Source organism: Candidatus Polarisedimenticolia bacterium (genome assembly GCA_036004685.1).
Classification (GTDB): domain Bacteria; phylum Acidobacteriota; class Polarisedimenticolia; order Gp22-AA2; family AA152; genus DASYRE01.
In genome coordinates, this window is sequence record DASYRE010000054.1 from 138,074 (window position 1) to 160,730 (window position 22,657).

At 66.5% G+C, this 22,657-nt stretch carries 21 protein-coding genes, 2 tRNA genes, 1 other RNA gene and 1 riboswitch; of the genes, 5 read left to right on the top strand and 19 right to left on the bottom strand.

The annotated features are described in order from the left end of the window. Positions 1-31: 31 nt before the first annotated feature. The 11 genes from VGR67_15370 to VGR67_15420 form a co-directional block, all read right to left on the bottom strand. Positions 32-559, bottom strand: coding sequence for a hypothetical protein (locus tag VGR67_15370; protein HEV8337794.1), 528 nt, complete (start codon positions 557-559; stop codon positions 32-34). Positions 560-617: 58 nt separating this feature from the next. After that, positions 618-1,931 carry an MFS transporter gene (locus VGR67_15375; protein ID HEV8337795.1) on the bottom strand — a complete coding sequence of 438 codons (1,314 nt, stop codon included), beginning with the start codon at positions 1,929-1,931 and terminating at the stop codon, positions 618-620. A 241-nt stretch (positions 1,932-2,172) separates the two neighbouring features. Next, complete coding sequence (gene recR, locus VGR67_15380) at positions 2,173-2,769, bottom strand: recombination mediator RecR (GenBank protein HEV8337796.1); 597 nt, start codon at positions 2,767-2,769, stop codon at positions 2,173-2,175. Between the two features lie 4 nt (positions 2,770-2,773). Next, entirely contained in the window at positions 2,774-3,076 is a 303-nt protein-coding gene (locus VGR67_15385) for a YbaB/EbfC family nucleoid-associated protein (GenBank protein HEV8337797.1), read from the bottom strand. A gap of 7 nt (positions 3,077-3,083) precedes the next feature. Beyond that, positions 3,084-4,781, bottom strand: a complete 1,698-nt coding sequence (dnaX, locus tag VGR67_15390; GenBank protein ID HEV8337798.1) for a DNA polymerase III subunit gamma/tau — start codon at positions 4,779-4,781, stop codon at positions 3,084-3,086. Between the two features lie 49 nt (positions 4,782-4,830). Further along, positions 4,831-4,917: signal recognition particle sRNA small type (gene ffs, locus VGR67_15395), an RNA gene on the bottom strand. A 108-nt stretch (positions 4,918-5,025) separates the two neighbouring features. Then, positions 5,026-5,802 carry a DUF4412 domain-containing protein gene (locus VGR67_15400; protein HEV8337799.1) on the bottom strand — a complete coding sequence of 259 codons (777 nt, stop codon included), beginning with the start codon at positions 5,800-5,802 and terminating at the stop codon, positions 5,026-5,028. Then, on the bottom strand, positions 5,799-6,839 hold the full coding sequence (locus VGR67_15405) for a DUF3137 domain-containing protein (protein HEV8337800.1): 1,041 nt from the start codon (positions 6,837-6,839) through the stop codon (positions 5,799-5,801). The genes VGR67_15400 and VGR67_15405 overlap by 4 nt, the downstream gene beginning before the upstream one ends. Before the next feature lie 8 nt (positions 6,840-6,847). After that, positions 6,848-7,426 (bottom strand): LemA family protein, encoded by a 579-nt coding sequence (locus VGR67_15410; protein HEV8337801.1) that lies wholly within the window; start codon positions 7,424-7,426, stop codon positions 6,848-6,850. A 61-nt stretch (positions 7,427-7,487) separates the two neighbouring features. Next, complete coding sequence (locus VGR67_15415; GenBank protein HEV8337802.1) at positions 7,488-7,748, bottom strand: hypothetical protein; 261 nt, start codon at positions 7,746-7,748, stop codon at positions 7,488-7,490. 170 nt (positions 7,749-7,918) lie between these two features. Then, on the bottom strand, positions 7,919-8,506 hold the full coding sequence (locus tag VGR67_15420) for a sigma-70 family RNA polymerase sigma factor (GenBank protein HEV8337803.1): 588 nt from the start codon (positions 8,504-8,506) through the stop codon (positions 7,919-7,921). A 207-nt stretch (positions 8,507-8,713) separates the two neighbouring features. On the opposite strand from VGR67_15420, the gene VGR67_15425 reads away from it, so the two are divergent. Next, positions 8,714-12,379 carry a TonB-dependent receptor gene (locus VGR67_15425; protein HEV8337804.1) on the top strand — a complete coding sequence of 1,222 codons (3,666 nt, stop codon included), beginning with the start codon at positions 8,714-8,716 and terminating at the stop codon, positions 12,377-12,379. A 3-nt stretch (positions 12,380-12,382) separates the two neighbouring features. Here the strand turns inward: VGR67_15425 and acs are convergent, their stop codons facing one another. Beyond that, complete coding sequence (gene acs, locus VGR67_15430; GenBank protein ID HEV8337805.1) at positions 12,383-14,341, bottom strand: acetate--CoA ligase; 1,959 nt, start codon at positions 14,339-14,341, stop codon at positions 12,383-12,385. Between the two features lie 125 nt (positions 14,342-14,466). Here acs and VGR67_15435 point away from each other — a divergent pair, with 125 nt between their 5' ends. Further along, on the top strand, positions 14,467-14,865 hold the full coding sequence (locus VGR67_15435) for a PaaI family thioesterase (protein ID HEV8337806.1): 399 nt from the start codon (positions 14,467-14,469) through the stop codon (positions 14,863-14,865). Positions 14,866-14,889: 24 nt separating this feature from the next. Here VGR67_15435 and VGR67_15440 read toward each other — a convergent pair whose 3' ends face one another. The 7 genes from VGR67_15440 to VGR67_15470 form a co-directional block, all read right to left on the bottom strand. Then, positions 14,890-15,216, bottom strand: a complete 327-nt coding sequence (locus VGR67_15440) for a nuclear transport factor 2 family protein (protein ID HEV8337807.1) — start codon at positions 15,214-15,216, stop codon at positions 14,890-14,892. Positions 15,217-15,253: 37 nt separating this feature from the next. Beyond that, a tRNA-Ser gene (locus VGR67_15445) sits at positions 15,254-15,343 on the bottom strand. 63 nt (positions 15,344-15,406) lie between these two features. Further along, positions 15,407-15,919 (bottom strand): hypothetical protein, encoded by a 513-nt coding sequence (locus VGR67_15450; GenBank protein ID HEV8337808.1) that lies wholly within the window; start codon positions 15,917-15,919, stop codon positions 15,407-15,409. 35 nt (positions 15,920-15,954) lie between these two features. Further along, on the bottom strand, positions 15,955-16,290 hold the full coding sequence (locus VGR67_15455; GenBank protein HEV8337809.1) for a DUF190 domain-containing protein: 336 nt from the start codon (positions 16,288-16,290) through the stop codon (positions 15,955-15,957). A gap of 10 nt (positions 16,291-16,300) precedes the next feature. Beyond that, entirely contained in the window at positions 16,301-16,678 is a 378-nt protein-coding gene (gene crcB, locus VGR67_15460; protein HEV8337810.1) for a fluoride efflux transporter CrcB, read from the bottom strand. A gap of 20 nt (positions 16,679-16,698) precedes the next feature. After that, positions 16,699-16,762, bottom strand: a riboswitch (Fluoride riboswitch). A 9-nt stretch (positions 16,763-16,771) separates the two neighbouring features. Continuing rightward, positions 16,772-18,613 carry a DUF885 domain-containing protein gene (locus tag VGR67_15465; GenBank protein ID HEV8337811.1) on the bottom strand — a complete coding sequence of 614 codons (1,842 nt, stop codon included), beginning with the start codon at positions 18,611-18,613 and terminating at the stop codon, positions 16,772-16,774. A 34-nt stretch (positions 18,614-18,647) separates the two neighbouring features. Next, a tRNA-Ser gene (locus VGR67_15470) sits at positions 18,648-18,741 on the bottom strand. Between the two features lie 307 nt (positions 18,742-19,048). Here VGR67_15470 and VGR67_15475 point away from each other — a divergent pair. From VGR67_15475 to VGR67_15485, 3 genes are read left to right on the top strand one after another with little or no spacing between them, the layout of a single operon-like run. After that, positions 19,049-19,438, top strand: coding sequence for a MarR family transcriptional regulator (locus VGR67_15475; protein ID HEV8337812.1), 390 nt, complete (start codon positions 19,049-19,051; stop codon positions 19,436-19,438). Positions 19,439-19,460: 22 nt separating this feature from the next. Further along, positions 19,461-20,975, top strand: a complete 1,515-nt coding sequence (locus VGR67_15480; protein HEV8337813.1) for an ATPase domain-containing protein — start codon at positions 19,461-19,463, stop codon at positions 20,973-20,975. 4 nt (positions 20,976-20,979) lie between these two features. Further along, positions 20,980-22,632, top strand: a complete 1,653-nt coding sequence (locus VGR67_15485) for an ATP-binding protein (GenBank protein HEV8337814.1) — start codon at positions 20,980-20,982, stop codon at positions 22,630-22,632. The last annotated feature ends 25 nt before the right edge of the window (positions 22,633-22,657 follow it).

Sequence of the window (22,657 nt, forward strand, 5' to 3'; positions counted from 1 at the left end):
AAGCGGGCCGGCCGGCGGGCGGCGGGAGCGCTCAAGGATTCTTCCCCCCCCGCGCCACGCCGCGCGGCGCCGGCGCCGCCGCGGCCGCTTCGGCCGCCAGCCGGAGCACGGGCGGGTAACGGCGATAGAAGGCGGTCACCAGAGCGACCAGCGACAGATCGAGCGCCAGGGAAACGACGCACAGAAGCTGATAGATCTGCGAGTTCACCCGGGATCCGCCGCGCAGCAGGAAGATCCCGAGATTCGCCGCCAGGACGAGCATCGCCGCCTTTTCCATCCACGGCTTCGTCCGGGAGGCGAAGAAGAGCGCGGCGAGGAACAGGCCGAAGAACAGCGCCTCCGGCGGGGCGCCGCCGCGCGCCAGCCGGAGAGTCGCCTGCCGGATCAGGTGGACATAGAGGTCGGAATAGAGCTTCGTCCCCAAGCCTCCGAAGATCAGCAGCGAAAGAATCACGCTCGACCGGCAATAGATGAGGATGCTGGCGAAGCGGAGCGGATCCGCGTCGAGCCCCGCGACGCGGGCGGAAGAGGAAGAGTGGGAACGGAACGTGGAAGCCATGTCAGGGCGCGCATTATAACGGAAAAAAAGGGCGGCGCCGAAGCTCGCACCCGGGCGTCTAGGCTACCTTGCCGCGATCCAGGATCGATCCGGCCGAGCGGTCGGCGCGGCGCAGGAGCCAGGCGAAGATCAGGCCCACGATGCCGAGCGACGCGAACATAAGCATGCTCGCCGTGTAGGTGTGGGTGGTGTCCCTCAGCCGGCCGTTCAGCCAGGGAAACAGCGCCAGGCCGATGTTCTGGAGCATGGTCATCGTGCCGTAGGCGGTCCCTGTCCGCTCCTTCTCGACCAGCAGCGGCACCGCCGGCCAGAGCGCCGCCGGCACGAGCACAAAGGCGGCCCCCAGGATCATCATGGGGCCGTAGGGAGGGATTCGCGTGAACCCCAGGAGGAGGTAGCTGAGAACCAGGAGCAGGGAGCCGAGGATCATCAGCGCCGTCCTCTTGCCGATCCGGTCCACGAGCCCGCCGGCGAAGGGGGCGCAGATCATCGAGGCGAAGATGATGATCGAGGTGGTGCCGGGCGCCGTGGAGAACATGTGGAGGAAATTGCTGAAGACGCCCTGCAGGAAGCTTCCCGTCTCCTCCGCCGCGAGCGGCAGGCCCCACTTGTCGTGGAAGAAGTCGGTCGAGAGATCGGTGAACGGGAAGATGGCCGAGTAGAAGGTCACGCAGAGGACGACCGTGTACCAGTAGGCGGGCCGGAAGCGGACGATGTCGCCCACCACGATCTTGTCGCCGCCCCCTTCGTCGTGGAGCCGGAGGACCCGCTCGCCGCGACGGTCGAGGAAGAAGTAGACGACGTTGCTCAGGAGGCTCGCCACACAGAGGCCGGCGGCGATCCAGAAGGCCAGCTTCCAGCCGCTGCGCACGGCGATGAGCGAGACGGTGTTGAAGCTGAAGAGGGTGCCGAGTCGGGCCAGGGAGAGCGTGATGCCGAAGGACAGCGCCAGCTCGCGGTCCCGGAACCAGCGCGCCAGGATGGCGCTCTGGACGACGATCAGCGTCTCGGACCCGGCCCCGAAGATGGCGCGCCCCAGCGCCGCCATCCCGAAGCTGTCCGAGGCGGCCACGATCGCCGCCCCGATCACGACGAGCGCCGAGAAGAGGAGGCTGGAGCGCCGCGTCCCCATCCGATCGATCAGGAGGCCGCCGACGAGCAGCGACGGGATCGCCGCCAGGCTGTAAACGGTGTACAGCCACCCGATCGACTGGCGGTTGGTGTGCCACGCCTCGATCAACGTCGGGGCCATCGCCCCGATGGTGTCGTACGCGAAATAGCTGCCGAGCGGCAACAGCCCGACGAAGAAGAGGACGGTGAAACGGAATCCCGGTCGCGACGGATGGAAAAAGCCGGCGCCTTCGCTGCTCATCGGCGATCTCCCGGGCGGCGAGGGCCGCACCGCTCCTCGGTGGGGCGGCGGCCCGGCGCGCGCGCCGCCGTCGCGTGCCGGGAGTTTCGCGGTGAGGGGATCCTGTGATTCCCGAGCCGAAGCGGCCCTATTCTCGTCGAGGGGACCGGCGAATTCAAGGCCGGTTTGGACCCGGCGGCTTGAACCCGCCGCGGGTGAACCCGTCCCGTGTAACGAGATTCTGGCGACGCGACCCCGGACTCTAGATCTCGCGCCGACCCTCCAGCGCTTTGGACATCGTCACTTCGTCGGTGTACTCGATCTCGGAGCCCACCGGAATGCCGATGGCGATGCGGCTGGTCCGGACGCCCAGCGGCTTGAGGAGGCGCGAGAGGTAGGCCGCCGTCTGCTCGCCCTCGACCGTCGGGTTCGTCGCCAGGATGATCTCCTGGATTCCGCCGGCGCCGATGCGCGCGAGCAGCGGCTCGATCTTGAGGTCTTCGGGCCCGACGCCGCGGAGGGGCGAGAGGGACCCGTGCAGGACGTGATACAGGCCCCGGTATTCGCGCGTCTTCTCGATCGCCAGCAGGTTGTTGGGCTCCTCGACGACGCAGATCGAGCTCCGATCGCGGCCTTCGTCGGCGCAGAAGCGGCAAGGGTCGACGTCGGTGATGTGACAGCACTGGGAGCAGAGCCGGATCTTGTCCTTCACCTCGGTGACGGCGGCGGCCAGGGCGAGCGCCTCCTCGCGGGGCTGGTGGAGAATTGCAAAAGCGAGCCGCTGGGCCGATTTCTGGCCGATGCCGGGCAGGCGCTTGAGCGCCTGCACGAGACGCTCGATCGGATCGGCGTAGTCCATCGCCTCAGAAGAGTCCCGGAATCTTCATCCCGCCGGCCAGGCCTCCCAGCTCCTGCTGGACCGCTTCGTCCACCTTCTGGGTCGCCACGTTCACCGCCGCCAGGATGAGATCCTCGAGCATCTCGGCATCGCCCGAGGCGAAGATCTCCGGGGAGATCTTGACGGCGAGGACCTGCTTCGTCCCGCTCATCGTCACGGTGACCATGCCGCCGCCGGCGGCTCCGTCGACGCGCATCTCGGCGAGCTGCTTCTGGAGCCGCTCCTGCATCTTTTGGGCCTGTTTCATGATGGCGTTGATGTCGACCATGGGCTTGCTACACCTCCTCGATGTCGCTGATCTCCCCCTGGAAGAGATCCAGGAAGGACTTCACCACGGGGGAGCGATGCGCCTCCTCCAGGAGCTGCTTCCGCTTCGAGTCGCGGGCCTCGCCCGCGGCGGCGGGAGCCGCGATCTCCGGCGCGGGCGCCGGCCGCGCCAGCCGGATCTTCACTTCCAGACGCCTGCCGGTGACGGCCGCGATCGTGTCGCGCAGGAAGGAAAGGTATTCCTTCCGCTCGATGCTCGCCCGGAAGACGGCCTTGTCCTCGGGCAGCGAGATCACGAAGGCGGAGTCCTCCAGATCGAAAAAAGCGGCATGGCTGAGGAAGCCGCCCAGGGTGCTGCGCTCGCGATCGACGCGCTCCAGGATCGCCTCGACCTGCCGGCGGACTTCGCCGGGATCGGCCGGCGGAGCGGGCGGCACCGCGCCCCCCGCCGGGGTCTCGCCGGCCGCGACCGGCTCCGCCACGGGCCGGGGCGAGGGCGGCTCGGACGGGGCGGCCGCGGAGGCCCCGCGCGGCGGATCGGCCGCGGGCGGCATCCTCGGAGCGACGGGTTCGTCCTCCTCGGGGAAACGGGCCAGCAGGTCTTCCAGGGGCGTGAGGTCGGCGAGATGGCACAGGCGCACCGCCAGCGCCTCCAGGAGGTATCTCGGCTGCGCCGAGAAGCGGATCCTTCCCTCCTCGCGCGCCACGCCGTCCATGATCCGCAGGAGGTCTTCCTCGGAGAAGCGCGGGGCGAGCGGGGCCATCGCCGCCCGGTCCTCCTCGGCGAGCTCGAGCGTCTTCGGGGAGTCGGCTGCCACCTTGAGAAGGAGAAGGTCGCGCGCCTGCTCCATCAGGCTGTTCAGGAACAGCACCGGGTCGTGCCCCGTCTCCAGGACGCGGTCGATCAGCTCGAGGAGCGCCGCCGGGTCCTTCGCGGCGATCTTCTCCATGAAAGCGAGCAGGATCTCGCGATCCAGCACCCCGAGAATCGTGCGCACGTCCTCGTCCTTCACCGCGGATCCCGAGTAGGCGATCACCTGGTCGAGGGCGCTCTGGGCGTCCCGCAGCGATCCGTCGGCCAGGCGGGCGATCAGATCGAGAGCGTGCGGCGAGATGGAGACCGCCTCGGCGGCGCACACCCTGCCGAGGTGCGCGGCGATCTCGCGGCGGGCGATCTTGCGGAACTCGAAGTGCTGGCAGCGGGAGAGAATCGTCACCGGGATCTTGCGATGCTCGGTGGTCGCGAAGATGAAGACGACGCGGGGAGGGGGCTCCTCGAGGGTCTTCAGCAGCGCATTGAACGCCGAGCTCGAGAGCATGTGGACTTCGTCGATGATGAAGATCCGGTAGCGATCCCGCGAGGGGGCGTAGCGCACCGTCTCGCGGAGGTCCCGCACATCGTCCACGCTGTTGTTGGAGGCGCCGTCGATCTCCAGGACGTCCAGCGACGACGAGGCGGCGATTTCGACGCAGGAGGAGCAGACGTTGCACGGCCGCACCGTCGGGCCATTCACGCAGTTCAGCGCTTTGGCGAGCAGGCGGGCGACGCTGGTCTTGCCGACGCCGCGCACCCCCGAGAAGAGATAGGCGTGCGCGATGCGGCTCCCCTCGAGGGAGTTCTTGAGAGTCTGGACGACCGCCCGCTGCCCCACGACCTCGTCGAAGGTCTGGGGCCGGTACTTGAGGGCCAGGACCTGATAGGGCATCGGGCTTTCCCGGTCGCGGGGAGAAAGCGCCGGCCCGAGAGCCGGTTCAAGGGATCCCGCGGCACCTGCGAACAAGTCCCTACCGTTGCTCCCTTCCGGGCCTGGCGGAATTCGGGGATTCGCATTGCGCGGGGCTCGAACCGGCCGTCGCGCCGGCTCCTTTCCCCGCGGGAGTGATCGATTCGGGCGCATCTTATCGCAGGCCCGCGGGGAGCGTCAACGAACGGTGCCGAGGCCGGCGGGTCTATTTGGCCTTGATCTTGTAGCCGGCGGGCTCCTCGAAGAGGTGGTCGGGGAGCGGCGCCGTGGAGACCTGCGAGACGGTGGAGCCGCTCTTCATCTCGCCCATCTTGCTCATCATCTGGGCGAGCAGGCCGGTTCCCTGGAAGTCGACGCGGATGTCGCTGGCGTAGGGAACGCCGAGCTTCGCCAGCTCCTTGTAGAGCGCCGTCGTCCCTTTGGCGCGCCCCGGCTGGGCTTTCGCCGCCGCGGGATGGTTGAAGAACAGCCCCTTTTCGGCCGCCTTGAGGTAGAACGAGCGATAGTCGGACGCTCCGGGGGAGTCCTTGGCGATCCAGGCGGGTCCGCTGAGGATCGTGTCGACGCTCATGCCGGAGGGATCGGCGTAGGGGACGACGACGCGCAGGAGGAACTCCTGGCAGGTCCTTCCCAGGATGGAGCGGGTCTTTCCCGTCGGCTTGATCTCGACCTTCATGTCGCCGTCCGGGATGGCCTTGAGATCGGCGGCGATCTTGGCGAGATCGAACACTTCCGCCTTCTTCTTGGCGTGGTCCAGGACGATCATCCGCTGGTGATCCAGATCCAGGATCATGCTCTGCGACTTGGCGCCCTGGGTCCAGTCGCTTCGCATCCTGCCGCCCTTGATGTAGATCGCGGTCTCTCCGGAGGCCGACATGCCGAGGCCGCTGCCGCTCCCGCTGCCCTTCAGCGTGAGGTCGGCGAAGGCCAGGGCGGGAGACAGGGCCAGAGCGATCGAGACGAGAACGGCGGTCGATTTCATCGTGAATCCTCCTTGTCGGGACGCGACCAGATGCGAACGTTCAAACGCAGCTCCTCCACGAGATCGCGGCCGAAGCGGAGATCCTGCGAGGTGGCCCCGAGGCGCCCGAGGATCGCTTTCCTGGCGTCCGGGCTCGCCAGCGCTTCCCGGACTTCGCGCGGCGGGATCGGCTTGCAGAGGTCCTGGGAGGTGAACAGGGCCAAGAACACCTTTCCCGCGGTGAGCGATAGGGCGAAGGGTTCCCGGCGGTCCCGCTGGAACTCCAAGAGCCGGCTCATCAGGCCGGGGGAGAGGAGGTAGCGCGCCTGCACCTGATCGTCCGCGATCACCTCGAAGACCCGCCGGAATTCCGGATCCTCCAGCTCCACCGTCTCCCGCTTCCCGCGGCCTTCCCGGCGAATCGCCTTCACCACTTCCTCCCGCAGCGCTCCGGCGGCGCGCGGCAGGACGAGGGTCGTCCCCTCCATCCCCTTGCTGAAGTCCGCGACGAAGAAGAGTCCCCGGAAGAGCGGCACCCATGCCTCCCGGTCGATGCGCTTGAGCGGCGACCAGCGCTTGACGCAGTGCCGGGCGCGAATCTCCGAGAGCTCGAACCGCACCTCGCCGTCGGTGCCCGACATCCTATCCTCCCCGCGATAATCGTCGGCCTGCAGCGGAAACAGGCGGGACGAGTGAAAGACCTCCGCCGCGACGAAGCCGTCCGGCTCGTAACGGACGCCGTCCTGGGAGGCGGCGACGAACGGCGCCAGGACCCGGCGCTTGAAGCGCCGCTTCCACCAGCCGTCGAAGCCCATCCGCGCGAACAGATGGCCGAAAAGGACGGCGCCGAGGGGAAGGACCCAGCGCTCCCCGTCGGGATGCCGGAGGTGGAGCCGCCAGGCGGCGAGGAGCGCCGGCGGGGCGGCCAGGATCGTCGCGGCGCTCAGAAAGGCGCTGAAGCGGCGCGCCTGGCGGTCCAGCTCCCGCAGCGCGGGAGAGAGGGCTTCCTCGTAAAGCGACGGGAGCGGCACCCGCGCGATCGTCGCCGGCGCTTCCATCGCTCCCCCTAGCGGCCCAGGAGGCGGCCGACCTCGGGGACCTGACGCTCCGCCTCGGAGGCCTGGAACGGCGTTTCGGAGCGGTAGGCCAGCATCGAGGCGACCAGGTTGGAGGGGAAGGTCTGCAGCGCGACGTTGTATTCGGTGACGGCGCTGTTGTAGAAGCGCCGGGAGGCGGCGATCTGCTCTTCCGCCTCGTTGAGGGCCTGCTGGAGCTGCAGCACGTTCTCGTTGCTCCGCAGCTGGGGATAGTTCTCCACAGCCACGGTGAGCCCCGCGAGCTCGCGGGAGAGAGACTCTTCCAGCGCCAGCCTCTCCGGCGGCGGGAGCTTGCGGGCCAGGGCCGCGGCACGCAGCTCGGTGATGCGCGTGAAAATCTCCCGCTCGTGGCCCATGAAGCCCTGAACGGCGGCGACGAGGTTCGGGATCAGATCGTGGCGCTTCTTCAACATCGCGTCGACGCTCGCCAGGGCGTTCGCGACCTGGTTCTTGAGCCGCACCAGATGGTTCCGCAGGTGCACCAGCGAGGCCAGTCCGAGCAGGACGGCGGCGAAGAGGATGGCGGGAGCCCAGGCCGCGATCGTCATGCTTGCCCTCCCTTCGCCGGGCCCCTCCGAGAGGCCGCCGGCGCGCCCGCCGGGCGCCCGGTCATGATCGCTCCTCCTTCTCGGGGAGAACGGCGGCGCGCCGCGCCGCTTTTTCGCGGAGGCGGTTCAGGGCCTGTGACTCGAGGAAATCGCCGGCGCGATCGAGCGCCGCTAGCAGTGCCATCATCCGCTCCTTCAGGGCCGGCTCCCGCGCGCCGATCGCTTGGAGCCGGCAGGCTCGAAGATCCGCGGGAAGCTCCAGCATTTCGTCCAGCAATCCGCTGAGCCGGCGCCATTCTCGCGGGGTGATGTCGTCGTCCATGACGGCGGCGGGGCCTCATCGGATGGGAGTGATTTCCACAGCCATGCCCGGCCTCCGAGGGAATCCGGCTCATTCCGATCCACGGAAACGGAGGCCGGGCGGGGCCAGGAAGGCGCACCGATTCGCGGCAAGGCGCGATCAGGCGGTCCGGCAGGGGCCGGGGGGAGCCCTTAGGGGCCGCCCTGCCGGCCGAGCTCGTGATACAGGAAGGCTCGGGCCTTCTGCCAGTCGCGCTTGACGGTGCGGGGGGAGGTCTCGAGGATTTCGGCGCATTCCTCCACGGAAAGTCCAGCGTAGAACCTCAATTCGACGAGCTTTCCCAGGCGGGGATCGAGCGCTTCGAGCTTCTTCAGCGCCTCGTCCACCCCCACCACCTCCTCGGCGACGGGGGAGGTGCCTCCGAGATTCTCGTCGAGGGGGGCGGGCGGGACGTTGCCGCCGCGCTTGGCCGCCGCTTTCGAGCGGGCATGGTCCACCAGGATCTGCCGCATGACGCGCGCGGCGAGGGCGAAGAAGTGGCCGCGGTCCCGTACGTTGACGCGGGAACCGTCGACCAGCTTGAGGTAGGCCTCGTGCACCAGGGCCGTGGTGTTGAGCGTCGACTCGCCCGCGGGGCGCCAGATCTGGCGCCGGGCGAGAGCGCGCAGCTCATGATAAAGGAGGGTGAACAGGGCCTCGGCGGCCCGCGAGTCCCCGTCGCGCCAGGATATCAGAAGGCGCGTGACCTCTCCCTGGCCGGTGTCGTTCTCGTCATGCATCGCGATCCCGCAGCGTGGGTCGCCGGGCCCCCGATGCGCCGCATTCTATCCGGCGTCCGCCGCGACGATCAAGAGCCGAATCGTCTCTTGCGCGCCCCCGCGGATCGCCGTATCATTAAGTCAAGAAAACGTTTCGGGCTCGAAGCGTTCCAATCTGATCGGCGCGCACGCGGGAGAACGGTCCCTTTGGGCCGGGCAGGAAGTCGCTTGAGACAGGGTAAAGCTCGTTTCCGGGCCGCCAGCCTGACGCGCCGCGCCCTGATCCTCCTGGTGTGCCTCGGCGGGTCCTCGATCCTTTCGGGGCTGCGAGCCGCCACGACTTGCGAGATCCGTGGGACGGTCGTCGACGGCGACAGCCGGCCTCTCCCCGGGGTCGTCCTCGTCCTCCGCAACGACACGCTGGCCTCTCCGGAGCGCGGCACCGTCACCGACGCCGGCGGAAAGTTCCGTTTTGCCCTGCTGACCCCGGGCCCGGGGTACCGGCTGCGCGCCTCCCTGGCCGGATTCTCGACGATCGAATTCCGGGACATCGAGCTGTCGGCCGGGGAGGTCCATGCCGCCGACATCGTCCTGCGTCCCGAAGCGGAGCTGCGGGAGACGATCCGCGTGCAGGCCCAGGGTGACGTCGTCGATACCGAGCGCCCGACCACCTCCACCGTCTTCTCCTCCGAGCTCATCGCCGGGCTGCCGGTGCTGGGCCGGGACTATCAGGATATCCTGAGCCTCGCGCCGGGGGTCACCGACGTGAACGACACGGGGAACCCCAACATTCACGGCGCCCGCGATACCGACATGGTCACCCTGGTGGACGGTGTGAGCACGACCGATCCCTTCACCGGCTACTACGGGCAGCAGCTCAACATCGAGTCGATCCAGGAGATCGAGATCATCACCTCGGGGGCCTCGGCCGAATTCAGCCGGGCCCAGGGAGGCTTCGCCAACGTCGTGACCAAGTCGGGGGGCAACGAGTTCCAGGCGACCTTCAAGATGTTCGTCCGGAGCCACCGGCTGGACGGCGACGGCGCGGGAATCGATCCCCCCGACGTGCAGGGGGGGATCGGGGAGGCGAAGGGCTTCCGGGACCTGCGCTTCACCGATCTCTATCCCTTCCTCTCGCTGTCGGGGGCGATCCGCAAGGATCGACTCTGGTACTACTTGGCGAGCGAGTACATTCAGCAGGAGAACCCGGTCAACGCCGTGACCCAGGCGTTCGTCATCCCGACGCGCGGCTACCGCCAGTTCGTCAAGGCGACGGCGCAGCTCGCCGCCAGCCACAAGCTGGTCTTCTCGCTCAGCCTCGACCACACCCGGGACGACAATCTAGGAATCGACAGCCTGGTGAACACGGAATCGGGATATTCCTTCGAGCGCGGCGGCCCGACCTACACCCTCAAGGGGGAGTCGATCTTCGGGCCCCAGACGCTGCTGGAGTCGACCGTCTCCTGGTTCGACAACCGCTTCGCGCGGACGCCGACCCTGGATCCCGACACCAACCGCAACGGCATCCTGTACGTCGATCAGTTCCCCGAACTGGGAGGCAACCAGAACGGCCTCTTGGAGGTGTCCGAGCTGGACAGCGGCGAGGACTACGATCGCGACGCGGCCTACGATCTCTGGGAGGATTTCAATCACGACACGCTCCTGGAACGCGAGGAGGATCTCGACGGCGACGGGAGGCTCACGGACGCGGTAGCCTGCGAAGGGAAAAGCCACGAGGACGTGAACTGCAACGGCAGAATCGATCGGGAAACGGATGCGAACCTGAACGGGAAGGCCGATCCCGAGGAGGACACGGGACTCGGGACCTTTTGCCAGGCATGGAACTGCCCTGAGAAGATCGTGCCGGGAACCGCCGGGAATGGCCGATTCGATTCCGAGGATCGGAACGGCAACGGCCTGCTCGACGTCGTGGGAGACTCCGGCTACACGCCGTACCCCTTCTGGAACGATCGCAACCACAACGGAATCCACGAGTATGGCGAATACCAGGCGCCGCTGCCTCCGGACCGGGGCTACCTGATCGACGTGGAGGGAAGGCAGAGCGGGCCGAACCCCTACGAGTATGCCGATCACCGGACGCGGCTGACCTGGCGCGAGGACCTCTCGGTCTACGTCCCGGAATTCTTCGGGACCCACGACTTCAAGCTCGGCGCCGTCTACGAGCGGGAGGGCTTCGATCGGGACACCTGGCTGCGTCCCAGCTCCCAGATCCAGGGCCGTTCCTTCGGATCCGGCGGCCTGGCGCGCGAAACCCTGCTCACGGCGTTCATGGGAGTGCCGATCTTCGTGAACAACACGGCTGCGGGGAGCAACCTCGGCCTCTACCTCCAGGACACCTACAAGCCTCTGCCGAACCTGACCTTCGGGCTGGGCCTCCGCTTCGACCGCGAGGATCTCACCTCCTTCGGTTTCACCTCGTTCGACCCTCACAAGGAACGCCGGATTTACAGCAACCTGATGGCCCTTACGGGCGTGGACTCCGACTTGTTCGACTCGATTAGCCCGAAGGGAATCGAGGTGGATCCTTTATATGCGAGCGACGCGCAGGCCGCGCTCCAATTGTCGACCCTCCTGACCACCCTGAGAAGCCTCGCGCCCCGGCGGATGACGCGGCACAACGCCGACATCGAGGTCTTCGCCCCCGGGCTGGGCCCGGTGATCGGCAGAAGCGGGTCGCTGGCGAGCCTGCTGCAGCTCGGAGTCCGCCCCCGGACGCCGGAGGACATCCGCATCCAGAACAACAACCTGGCGCCCCGCCTGAGCGTCACTTGGGATCCGCGCTCCGACGGGAAATCGAAGCTCTTCGCCTCGTGGAACCGCTATTACGACAAGCTCTTCCTGAACACCATGGTCCTCGAGGAGGGGCCGGACGAATTCACGCGGGTGTACACCTTCGACCCCGACGGCCTCACCATCCTGGGCGTCCCGAACGGGCAAGTGGGCCGCAGTGTCTCCCTATCCCCGCCGACCGCCTTCCAGATCGACCGCCGACTGCGGACCCCCTTCAGCGACGAGGTGACGGCCGGGTACCAGCGCGAGCTGGCGCCCGAGATCACTTTCTCGGTCACCTACGTGCGGCGGGACTACCGGGATCAGCTCCAGGACATCGACCTGAACCACCACGCGGTGCGCGATCCGGAAACGGGGAGGTACCTCGACCGCAACGGGACGGTCTGCGGCACGGCGACCTGCGCGCTCGACGGACTCCCCGATCTCTACGTGGAGAACTTCTTTCTGAATCGGGTCTTCCGCCTGGGGAACTATAACCAGCAGACCTACCGCGGCTGGGAGCTGGAGATCGCCCGCCGGCTGAGCCGGAAATGGCAGATGAATGCCAACTACACCTATTCGAAGAGCTGGGGAAACGCGGAGAGCTTCCTCTCGGACGTGGGCGACGATCCCACCCTGGCCGAGTTCGAGCCCGGGTTCCTGAGCTACGATCAACGCCACGTCATCAAGCTGAGCGCCAAGACGAACCTGCCGCGGGACTGGCAGCTCGGCGGGATCGCGACCTGGGCCTCCGGGCTGCCCTACTCGATGGTCCAGCTGCGGGACGCGTCCGACGACGTCGGGTACGTTCAGCAGAGGCTGCTCTACGGATCCATCGGCCCGAAGGGGCTGGAGAGTGAGCCGCGCAACAACCACCGCAACCACGCCACCTACGATTTCAACGCCCGGCTGCAGAAGAGCTTCGTGATGGGGAGCGCCGCCGCTTCCGGTTTCTTCGAGGTCTTCAACATTCTCAACAGCGACAGCCTGCGAGTGTTCGAGATCCAGCAGAGACAGGGGATCGCCGGCCGGGACATCAGGAAAATCATCGGGGAGCGGCGGTTCGGCCGCCGCTTCGAGTTCGGGGTGCAGCTCGACTTCTAGTGTCTAGGCTTCCCCCTCCTCTTCGTATTTCTGCTTGAGCTGCTCGACGACGGTGGGATCGGCGAGCGTCGTCGTGTCCCCGAGCGCCCGGCCTTCGGCCACGTCTCGGAGCAGGCGCCGCATGATCTTTCCCGAGCGGGTCTTGGGCAGCTCCGCCGTGAACAGGATCTGCTCGGGCCGCGCGATCGCCCCGATCTTCTTCACCACGTGCGCCTTCAATTCCTCCGCCAGCTCGAGCCGTGCCGCGGCCCCTTCCTTCAGCGTGACGAAGGCGGCGATCGCCTGGCCCTTGATGTCGTGGGCGACCGCGACGACCGCCGCCTCCGCCACACCGGGGTGATCGACCAGGGCCGATTCCACTTCCATGGTGCCGATCCGGTGCCCCGCCACGTTCATCACGTCGTCGACGCGGCCGAGCAGCCAGAAATAGCCGTCCTCGTCCCGCTTCGCTCCGTCGCCGGTGAAGTAGACTCCCGGAAATCGGCTCCAATACTGCTTCTCGTAACGGTCCGGGTCGCCGTAGATGCCCCGCAGCATCGCCGGCCAGGGGCGGCGCAGGACGAGGTAGCCGCCGCCGGAGGCGACCTCCTCGCCGCGCTCGTTGAAGATCGCGGCGTCGATTCCCGGAAGGGGAAAGGTGGCGGATCCCGGCTTCAGGCGCGTGATGCCCGGCAGCGGCGCGATTAGGATCATGCCGGTCTCGGTCTGCCACCAGGTGTCGACGATCGGGCAGCGGCCGCCGCCGATCCGCGAGTGGTACCAGACCCAAGCCTCGGGATTGATCGGCTCTCCGACCGTGCCGAGCAGGCGCAGCGACGAGAGATCGGCGGCCGCCGGATGGGCGTCGCCCCACTTCATGAAGGCGCGGATCGCGGTCGGCGCGGTGTAGAAGATGGTGACGCCGTATTTCTCGATCGTCTTCCAGAGCCGGCCCCGGTCGGGCCAGTCGGGAGAACCTTCGTACATCACGACCGTGGCGCCGCAGGCGAGCGGGCCGTACACGACGTAGGAATGGCCCGTGACCCATCCGATGTCGGCCGTGCACCAGTAGACGTCCTCCTCCTTGAGGTCGAAGACGTACTTGGTGGTGGCGTAGACGCCGGTCAGGTAGCCGCCGGTGGTGTGCACGATGCCCTTGGGCTTGCCGGTCGTGCCGGAGGTGTAGAGGATGTAGAGAAGCTCTTCGGAGTCGACGAACGCGGGAGGGCACGCGACGGATGCCTCCTGCATGAGCCGGTGCCACCAATGATCGCGCCCCTCTTTCACGTGCAGCGGGAAGTCGCCGCGCTTCACGATCACGACGTGCTGCACGCACGGGCACCCTTCCAAGGCGTGGTCGGCATATTGTTTCAGCGGAATCAGGCCGCCCCGCCGGTAGCCGCCGTCGGCGGTGATCAGGACTTTCGCCTGGGCGTCGTTGATCCGGTCCCGCAGGGCCTCGGCCGAGAAGCCGCCGAAGATCACGGTGTGCGCCGCCCCGATCCGGGCGCAGGCCAGCATGGCGATCGGCAGCTCGGGGATCAGGGGGAGATACAGCGCGACGCGATCGCCGCGCGCCACTCCGAGCGACTTCAGGGCGTTGGCGAACTGGCAGACCTCGCGGTGCAGGTCCTTGTAGGTGTAGGTCCGGCGCTCTCCCGGTTCGCCTTCCCAGATCAGCGCCGCCTTGTTCCGGCGCGGCCCCTGCAGGTGCCGGTCCAGGCAGTTCACGCTGACGTTGAGCGTGCCGCCGACGAACCACCGGGCGTGCGGCGGGTTCCACTCGAGGACCTTCTTCCAGGGCTTCTCCCACGCAAGCTCCGAGGCGGCCGCGGCCCAGAACGCCTCGGGATCGTCCTTCGCCTGCCGGTAGAGCGCCTCGTCGGCGACGACGGCGCGGCTGCGGAACTCGGGGGAAGGATCGAAGACCCGGTTCTCGTGCAGGAGATCGTCGAGGGCGGGATCGGGCTTGTCTTCGGCCATAGGGTTCTCTCCGCTGAGCGTCCAAGGCGGGAAAGGCAGGATAGCCGCGCCGGCGGGGAGGGTCAAGAGGCGCCGGCAAAGCCTCGAGTTGCACCCGGCGGGACCGTCCCCTACGATACCGGGCCATGAAAAAGCTTGCGGAGGCCACCACTCCGTTCAACGAAATGCTCGGAAGCCGCTGCACCCTGCGGGAGCCGGGACGGACCCGCTACGAGCTGGAAGTCGGGCCGGATCACCTCAACAGGAGGGGAGTGGCGCACGGCGGCGTCGTGGCATCCCTCCTCGACACCGCGCTCGGCGCCGCGGTGGTCTCCGCCATCCGCCCCCGCGAGTGGACCGGCACGCTGGAGCTTTCGGTGCAGTTCCGGGAGCCCGTTTTCCCGGGCGTGATCGCCGCCGAGGGGAGAGTAGCCCGACGGGGCCGGAGCGTCGCCTTCGCGGAAGGAGAGATCCGTGATCCGCAGGGGAAGATCCTGGCGGTGGCCCACGGCGTCTGGACGATCTGGCCGAAAAAGCCGCGATGACCCGAAAACGAATGCTTTAGTGCCTCAGGTGGGCGGAAGCGTCGTCTCGAGGACCCGGATCTTGTCGCCGTAGAAGACGAAGAGGTCGCGCCCGAGAGCCGCCCGGTCGGGGGGGCCGCCCTCCACGCGGAAGGCGGCCAAGACCGATTTCCCGTCGGAGACCGCGGAGAGCAGTTCGAATTTCGTGGTCGGGGGGAAGAGCTCGAACATCCTGACCACGCCCGAGCTGTGGTGCTCGACCCCGTTGTAGTCGATGATCAGGCTGTCGTCGGTGAACAGCGCCTCCAGCTCCTTGAGCTTTCTCTCCCCGAACAGGGTGTAATACTCCTTGACGCGATCTTCCAGCGACACGCTGCGCTCCTCCGGGCTCCGGTCTTCAGGGGGAAAATGGCGGAGAGAGTGGGATTCGAACCCACGGTGAGGTTACCCCCACACACGCTTTCCAAGCGTGCTCCTTAAGCCACTCGGACATCTCTCCGCGCGGCGCGCCGTTGCATCGTAGCCGAAGCCACGGCGCCGGTTCAATCGTCGTCGATCGGATCTATTTCCGGCGCTGGAACTCGAAGACCTCCGGCTTGCCCCCGCCCGGCCCGGTCCAGGTCCAGGCTTCCGCCAGGTGGTTGGCGTCCTCGAACGTCAGCGTCAGGGCGGACATGTGCCCCTCGTCGGGCCCCGCGAGATTGGCGGCGTCGACGTAGGCGAAGGCCAGCTCCCGGGGGCTCGCGGAGGCCGCCTTGGCGCGCATCCGCGGCTGGTTGTTGGCCGCGCAGTAGTGCGTCATCAGGATGCTGTCGCCGTCGGCGTGGTAGACGGTGACCATGTTCATGTCGCCGGGGGCGTCGAGCGTCTCGACCACGGCCGAGCCGGAAGAGGCCACCTTGTAGGTCACCTTGACCGGCTTTCCATCGCTCGTCTTCCCTTCCCACTCGCCCGCCAGGGCCTTCAGGCGATCGAATCCCGCCGGATCTTTCTTGGCGGGACGGGCTTCCTCAGCTCCGGCGGCCGGGATCAGCGCCAGCGCCAAGACGGCGGCAAGCAGCAGGCTGGTCTTCATCAAGATCGTCCTCCCTTGCACAAGGGTTCGGGTTCTCAAGAACCGCTGCGGTAAAAGCGAATCCGGACATTTTCCAGCGTCGCCAGCCCCTCGGGGATGGCCGCATCGATCACCGGCAGGAAGCTCTCGATCTTTTCCTGCGTATCCACGATTTCGACGATGAGCGGAAGATCCTCGGAAAGCCGGAGAATCTTCGCGGTGTGCAGGCGGCTGTGCGCCCCGTAACCCTCGACGCCGCGAATCACGGTGGCGCCGGCCAATCCTTCCTGGCGCGCTCGGCGGACGATCCATTCGTAGAGCGGCATCCCGTCGTGCTTGTCACTCTCGCCGATGAAAATGCGCAGCAGCTGGCCTGCCTCGGGCAACATCATCGCGGGTGCTCTAAAAGAGCCGGGAAAAGACGTGCCCGGCGAAGACCGCGCCGATTCCCAGGAAGACCTGCAGGGCCACGTTGATCATCCCCGCCAGGGCCTGTCCGTCGCGCAGGAGCTGAAACGTCTCGTACCCGAACGACGAGAACGTCGTGAAGCCTCCCAGGATTCCGACGAGGACGAACAGCCTCGCCTCCGGACCGAGAACTCCACGCGTCTCGATGAGGCCGGCGAGAAATCCGATGGCGAGACATCCGGCCGCATTGATCGTCAGCGTCTCGTAGGGGAACAGCGCCCTCGCCGCCAGCCGGTTGAGCCATCCTCCCAGGAGGTAGCGCGCGGCGGACCCCAGGAATCCGCCGCATCCTACCCAGAGCAGCTTCAGCATGGAATCTCCTTGCCGAAAGGTTCCGAGTAGGAGTCATCAGCCGTCGTCCGGCGGTCATGGGCGGACTCCATCGCCGCGTCACGCGGAATGGTACTAAGGTGTCACAGCCGGAGCGAGCATCAGGCGCCGCGCGTCGCGCGGCGGGATCGTCCCGAAGCCGAGGAGCCGCTCGTTGAAGCTCTTCAGGGAGAACTTCTCTCCCTCGCGCGCCTTCACGTCGGTCAGCAGATCGTTGAGCTCGGTGAACCCCACGAAGTAGGTGGAGAGCTGGGTGGCGGTGATCTTGGCGCGCCGCAGCTTCCCCTTGGCTTCCACCTCCTCTTGGAACCCGAGCCGGGTCATCAGGTCCATGGCCCAGCGGTCGGTCTCCTCCTCGGACATGCCGGCGGTGTGCATCTTCGAGTCGAGCAGGGCGTTCATCGGGACCCGGAGGTCGAATTTCTTGTGGACCAGGTAGTTCGCCGGATCCCCCGCGGCGAAGCCGTTGGTGAACATTTCCTCTTCGGCGAGGACCGCCCATCCTTCGGCGAAGGTGCCGGAAGCGAAGACTTTCTTGTAAATCGTCGCCATGGGGGATTTCAGCGCGTACCAGGCCTGCACGTAGTGCCCGGGAAAGGCCTCGTGGATGATGAGACTCTGCAACCCGTAGTCGTTGTACTCGCGGAAGAACGACTCCGCCACTCGGGCGTCCTCTTCGGGGCTGCCGCCGCGAGGGACGGAGGAGACCCAGAACGACTTCTTCAGATCGGGCTCGAAGGGGGGCGCCGAATTGAAGAAGGCGACGGCGACCCCGTCCATGAAGGCCGGCGTCGGCTCCACGACGAAGTTGTCGGTTTCCGGCGGCAGGCCGATGATGTCGCTCTTGCGGATGAAACCCTTGATCTTCGGGATCCACTTCTCCTTCACGTCGGCGAACAGGGTGTCGGGCTTCGAATGGCTCTCCGCGAGCTTCGCCAGCGTTTCCTTGACCACGACGTTGATGAGATCGTCGCCGGTTTCCTGGTGCTTGTGATCGGGATACATCTTGTCGTGCAGCGGCTGGGCGACCGCGAGCATCTCCTCCCGATCCTTCTTCAGCTTCTCCTCGGCCCGGCGGGTGATCTCCTCCGGAGTCAGATCGGAGGCGAGGGCATAGCGGAGCTTCCGGGTCCAGAGCTCCTTGCCCAGCCGCCAGTCGCCCTTGGAGCGCGGCAGGAGGTCGCTCTCCAGCCATTTCTGGTAGTCGCGCAGCGCCCCGATCACCTTGGCGCTCTCGCGATGCAGGTCCTCCCGCAGGGCGGGGACCTTCCCGGAGAGCGGCGGAAGGGTCTTCTCGAAGAACTCGATGTTCCCCGGGTTCAGGACCAGGCAGAACTTCGTCTGGATCTCCGCCGGGTTCTTGAGGTTCTTCTTGGCCTGCTCGAGGAAGGCGGGGATCTTCTTCATCCTTCCCATCAGGCTCGCCATCCGCTCGGGGAACTCCTTCGCGTCGGGCGCCACCTGAGTCACGAACAGCGTGCTGTTGCCGAGCACGTCGTTGTAGAAGAGGGGATCGCGATCGAAGGGGCGCAGCGTCGTCAGCGTGAAGAGGTTCGACTCGCAGTCCTGCACCAGGAGATCGCGGTCGACCTGGGCGCTGAGGCCGAGCTTCGATCGATCCACCGCCGCCAGATCCTTCTGCAGGCGCTTGAAGGTGTCGGTCATCCTCTTGATCCCGGCGGCGCTGAAATCCTCCAGGTCGGCGTCATAGCGATGGTAGCCGTTGACCGAGGCCTGGGCCGGGAACAGCCGCAGCGTCTCGTCGAGGTAGCGCTGCGCCACGGTGTAGAACTTCGCGTCGCCGGGGGCCGGCTCGGGCCCCGCCCCGAAGGTCAGGGCGTGGATCGCGGCGAGCGCGCCGGCGGCGAGGATGCCGGAGAGGACGACGGCCGGGAACGAGGGTAGGGGGCGCAACACGGCTCGGGACTCCTCAGAGGAAGGTTCGGAAGAATGGCGGAGAGGGTGGGATTCGAACCCACGTGGCGCTGTTTAGGCGCCAACCCGCTTTCGAGGCGGGCCCGTTACGACCACTTCGGTACCTCTCCGCTCGGAAGGGCGGTATTCTAGCATGGCGTCTGTGAGCGCGTGGCAATTTGCCGACGCCGAGAACTCGGCTTGCGCAGTGCTATCGGAGGATGAGGAACATGATGCGACGAGGAGAGGGCATCTTCCAACTTCTTGGCCGGTCATGATATCATCAGGCCACGACGCGTCGAGAAACCTACTCGACGTGCCCGCCGGAATGGAGCGGTTTCACAGAAAGGCCGTTCAGAGTCGGCACATCTGCCTTGATCATAAGCCGATGAATATATAGCTTTTATTTCTCTGGCAAAAACCCTGGGAGTACTCGTGGTGTCGCGAATCCAGCAGCTACTCGGACAGGCCAGGGTGGTGCGCCGTCCATGCGATCTGGACCTGCTGACTTTCCTGCTTCGGCACCCTCGGGCGCTCCTCACCAGCAAAAGCATCGCGCGGTTTCTTGGGTACAGCGCCAAAGAGGTGGCGGCCTCCCTGGAGGCGCTCATCGAGGGCGGGTTCCTGGAGCGTTCTCCGACACCAGCCCATGCGGCGCGATTGTACGTCCTGGCGATGCCGGACCCGCACGGGAAATCGCTCCTCAGCCTGCTGAAAATCGCTTCGACTTCCCACGGCCGCCAGCGGGTGATTCGAGCGCTCAAGAAACCGGCGGCCCCGGCGCGCGCCCTTCCAGAAGCGCGCGGCTCCCTCGGGAGCGTCCGGTGAGCCTCCGACTCCAGGAGTTGCGATGAAGGGACCCGGCCTGATTCGGACCGGAATCACCGGATTGGATGCCATCCTGGGAGGCGGCATTCCACGCGGCAACATCATCCTGCTCGAAGGCGCCATCGGAACCGGCAAGACGACGCTTGGCGTCGAGATGATCTATCGCGGCGCCAGCGAGTTCGACGAGCCCGGGATTATCGTTCTGTTCGAGATTTCTCCGGACAAGCTCACGCGCGACGCGGCCCGCCTGGGGTGGGACCTGCAGGAGCTCGAGCGGCGCGGGCGATTGAAGATCGTGTTCACGACGCGCGACGTCTTCCGGCAGGAAATGCAGCAGGCGGACAGCCTTCTCCTCGAGCAGGCCGCCTCCATCGGCGCGACGCGCATGTTCATCGACGGAGTGGCGCGCCTGAGAGACGACCGGCAGGATTCACGCGATCTGTTCCACGTGCTCGTCGAAGGCTTGCAGCGCGAGGGCTTGACCGCCGTGATGGCCGTGGAGGCCTCGATCCTCAACGGGGGGTTTCCTCCGGGGCTGGAGGAGGAGTCCATCGCGGATACCGTCATCCGCCTGCGGACCGAGGAGACATACCGCGCCGTGTTCCGGTCCATCGAGATCGTGAAGTCGCGCGGCCAGCCGTTCCAGATGGGACTTCACAGCTTCCGCATCGTGGACGGGCAGGGGCTGCAGGTCTATCGCCGGGTGCAAGCGCCCCGGGCGCCGAGCCGCGAGAGCGAAGGGACCTTCGATCCCACGAAGCGAGTCACGACCGGGACTCCGGGCCTCGATCCGGTGGTCAACGGCGGATTCATGCTCGGCAGCACCACGGTGGTCGCGGGCATCTCGGGCGTCGGTAAGAGCGTCATGGGATTGCAGTACATCGGGGAGGGGGCGCGCCGCGGCGAAAACAGCCTGATGGTGACGCTCGACGAGCAGTATGCGCAGGTTCTCCGAAACGCCAAGAGCATCGGGATCGATCTCGAGCCTGCCATCAAGAAAGGCATCGTCCGGGTCGTCTACGAGCCGCCTCAAGAAATAGAGATCGATCACCACTTTCACCAGATCGAGCAGTACGTCGAGCAGTTCAAGCCGACGCGCGTCCTGATCGACAGCCTCTCGACCTATGGCTCCGCGCTGGGCACCAGCGGCCGGATCTTTCGCGACTTCTTTCACGCCGTCGTCGCCCTGATGAAAGAGCATCAGATCGCCGCGGTCTACAACCATGAAAACCCCGAAATGCTCGGGATGTCGTCCATGATGGGAGATTTCGCGATGAGCTCGCTGGTGGACAACATCATCCTGATGAACTGGGTGGAGCTGGGGGATACGTTCCGCCTCGGCCTGACGGTGGCCAAGATGCGGGCGAATCCCGTCGTCCGCACGACCCACGAGTGCGAAATCGTGGACCGGCGGGGACTGTCTGTGCTGCCGCGTGAGATGCACGTTCCTCCAAGCGCCTTCTCTTCGTATTACAGCCTTCTGTCCCGCAATCCGGAGCGCCGCCCCCGGCGTGACGATGCCGAAAAAGCGAGGTGAGTCCGTGTCGTCCGCACCGGATGAGCAACCCCTCGCATCCGGAGTGTGGCTCCCGGCGCTGGAAAAATTCGCCGCCGTCACCGGATTGACCGTCCAGCTCTACGATGCGGGCGGGAAGCTCGCCTTCGGTCCCATCGGCCCTAATCCCCTGTTTCAGTTGCTGAAGGGATACGAGCCCGGCATCTTCGAGGAATGCGCGCGGCGCTGTCTGGAACAGGACGTCGATCGCTCGCCCATCGCCCTCCGAACCGCCCAAGGATTAGGCGTCGTCGGAGTCTGTCTGAAGCGCGGGGAGAAACCCCGTGCCTCCATCGTCGGCGGGTACGTGCTCGTGGATTTCCTGAACCAGTTCGCGATCCAGGAATTGGCTCGGGAATCCGGAGTGGCTTTTGCGCGGGCCTGGGAGGTTTCACGCCGGGAACGGCCGGTGCCGGAGCGCCGCTTGGTGCTGGTCGGAGAGCTCTTGCGAATCCTCGGAGACGCGCTTCTGCGAGAGGACCATCGCATCAGTCTCGATGAAGAAACGATGAGGCTCAGCGAGAAGACGGCGGTCGCGAAAGACGACTTCCTGGCCGTGCTCTCCCATGAATTGCGCTCGCCGCTCACCCCGATCATCGCCTGGGCCCACATCCTGAAGGCCGGAGGGGATCCGCTTCGGGCGGCGGACGTGATCGAGCGCAACGCCCTGCTTCAGGCCCGCCTCGTCGAGGACCTCCTGGACGTGAACCAAGTCATGCGAGGCAAGACACCGTTGGACCTCCAGCCGCTCGATATCCGAGGAGCTCTGGGCTCCGCCGTGGCCGCGATCGCGCAGGCTGCGGAACAAAAGAGGATTCGGCTGGAGTTCTCCGGAGGGGAGAAACCCGTGCTCGTCCGCGCCGACGCGGGCAGGCTCCAGCAGATCCTCACGAACGTTCTCTCCAACGCTCTGAAATTCACTCCTCCGACCGGCAGCATCCACGTGCTCCTCGCCCGGGAAGCGGACCAGGCGGTCGTGACGATCACCGACACGGGCAAGGGAATCGCCGCCGAGTTCCTGCCGTTCGTTTTCGATCTGTTTCGCCAACAGGAAGAAGGCACGCGGCGGCAATACTCGGGGCTCGGCGCCGGACTCGCCATCGTCCGGCGGCTGGTCGAGGCTCATCAAGGGAAGGTCGCCGTTTCGAGCCCCGGAATGGGACTGGGCACGAGCGTGCGGCTGGTACTGCCCCTCGCGGTGGGGACGGAGACGGCGAGCGCCATCATGCACGACACGGAGGTCTCCTCTTCGGCACGCTTGGACAACCTCAGTATCCTCCTGGTCGAGGATGCCGAGGACGTGCGGGAGGCGACGGAACTGGTCTTGAAGGGTCTCGGAGCCGCCGTCCGGAGCGCCCCCAACGGCCAGAAAGGCCTGGCTCTGGCGGCCAGCAGTTATTTCGACATCGTGCTGTGCGATTTGCGCATGCCCGACATGGACGGATTCGAGTTCATCCGGAAGCTTCACCGGAGCTCGCGTCTAGTCTACTTGCCCGTCGTGGCCCTGACCGCGCTCGCCAGCCAAGCAGACCATGAGCGGACCCGAGATGCAGGCTTCCTGGCTCACATCGACAAACCCTTCAACGCAGCTCGGATCGTGCAGGCCGTAACCGGCGCTCTGGCCGCGCAGACGCACTAAGTCTCTCCTCGCGGACGGATGCCGA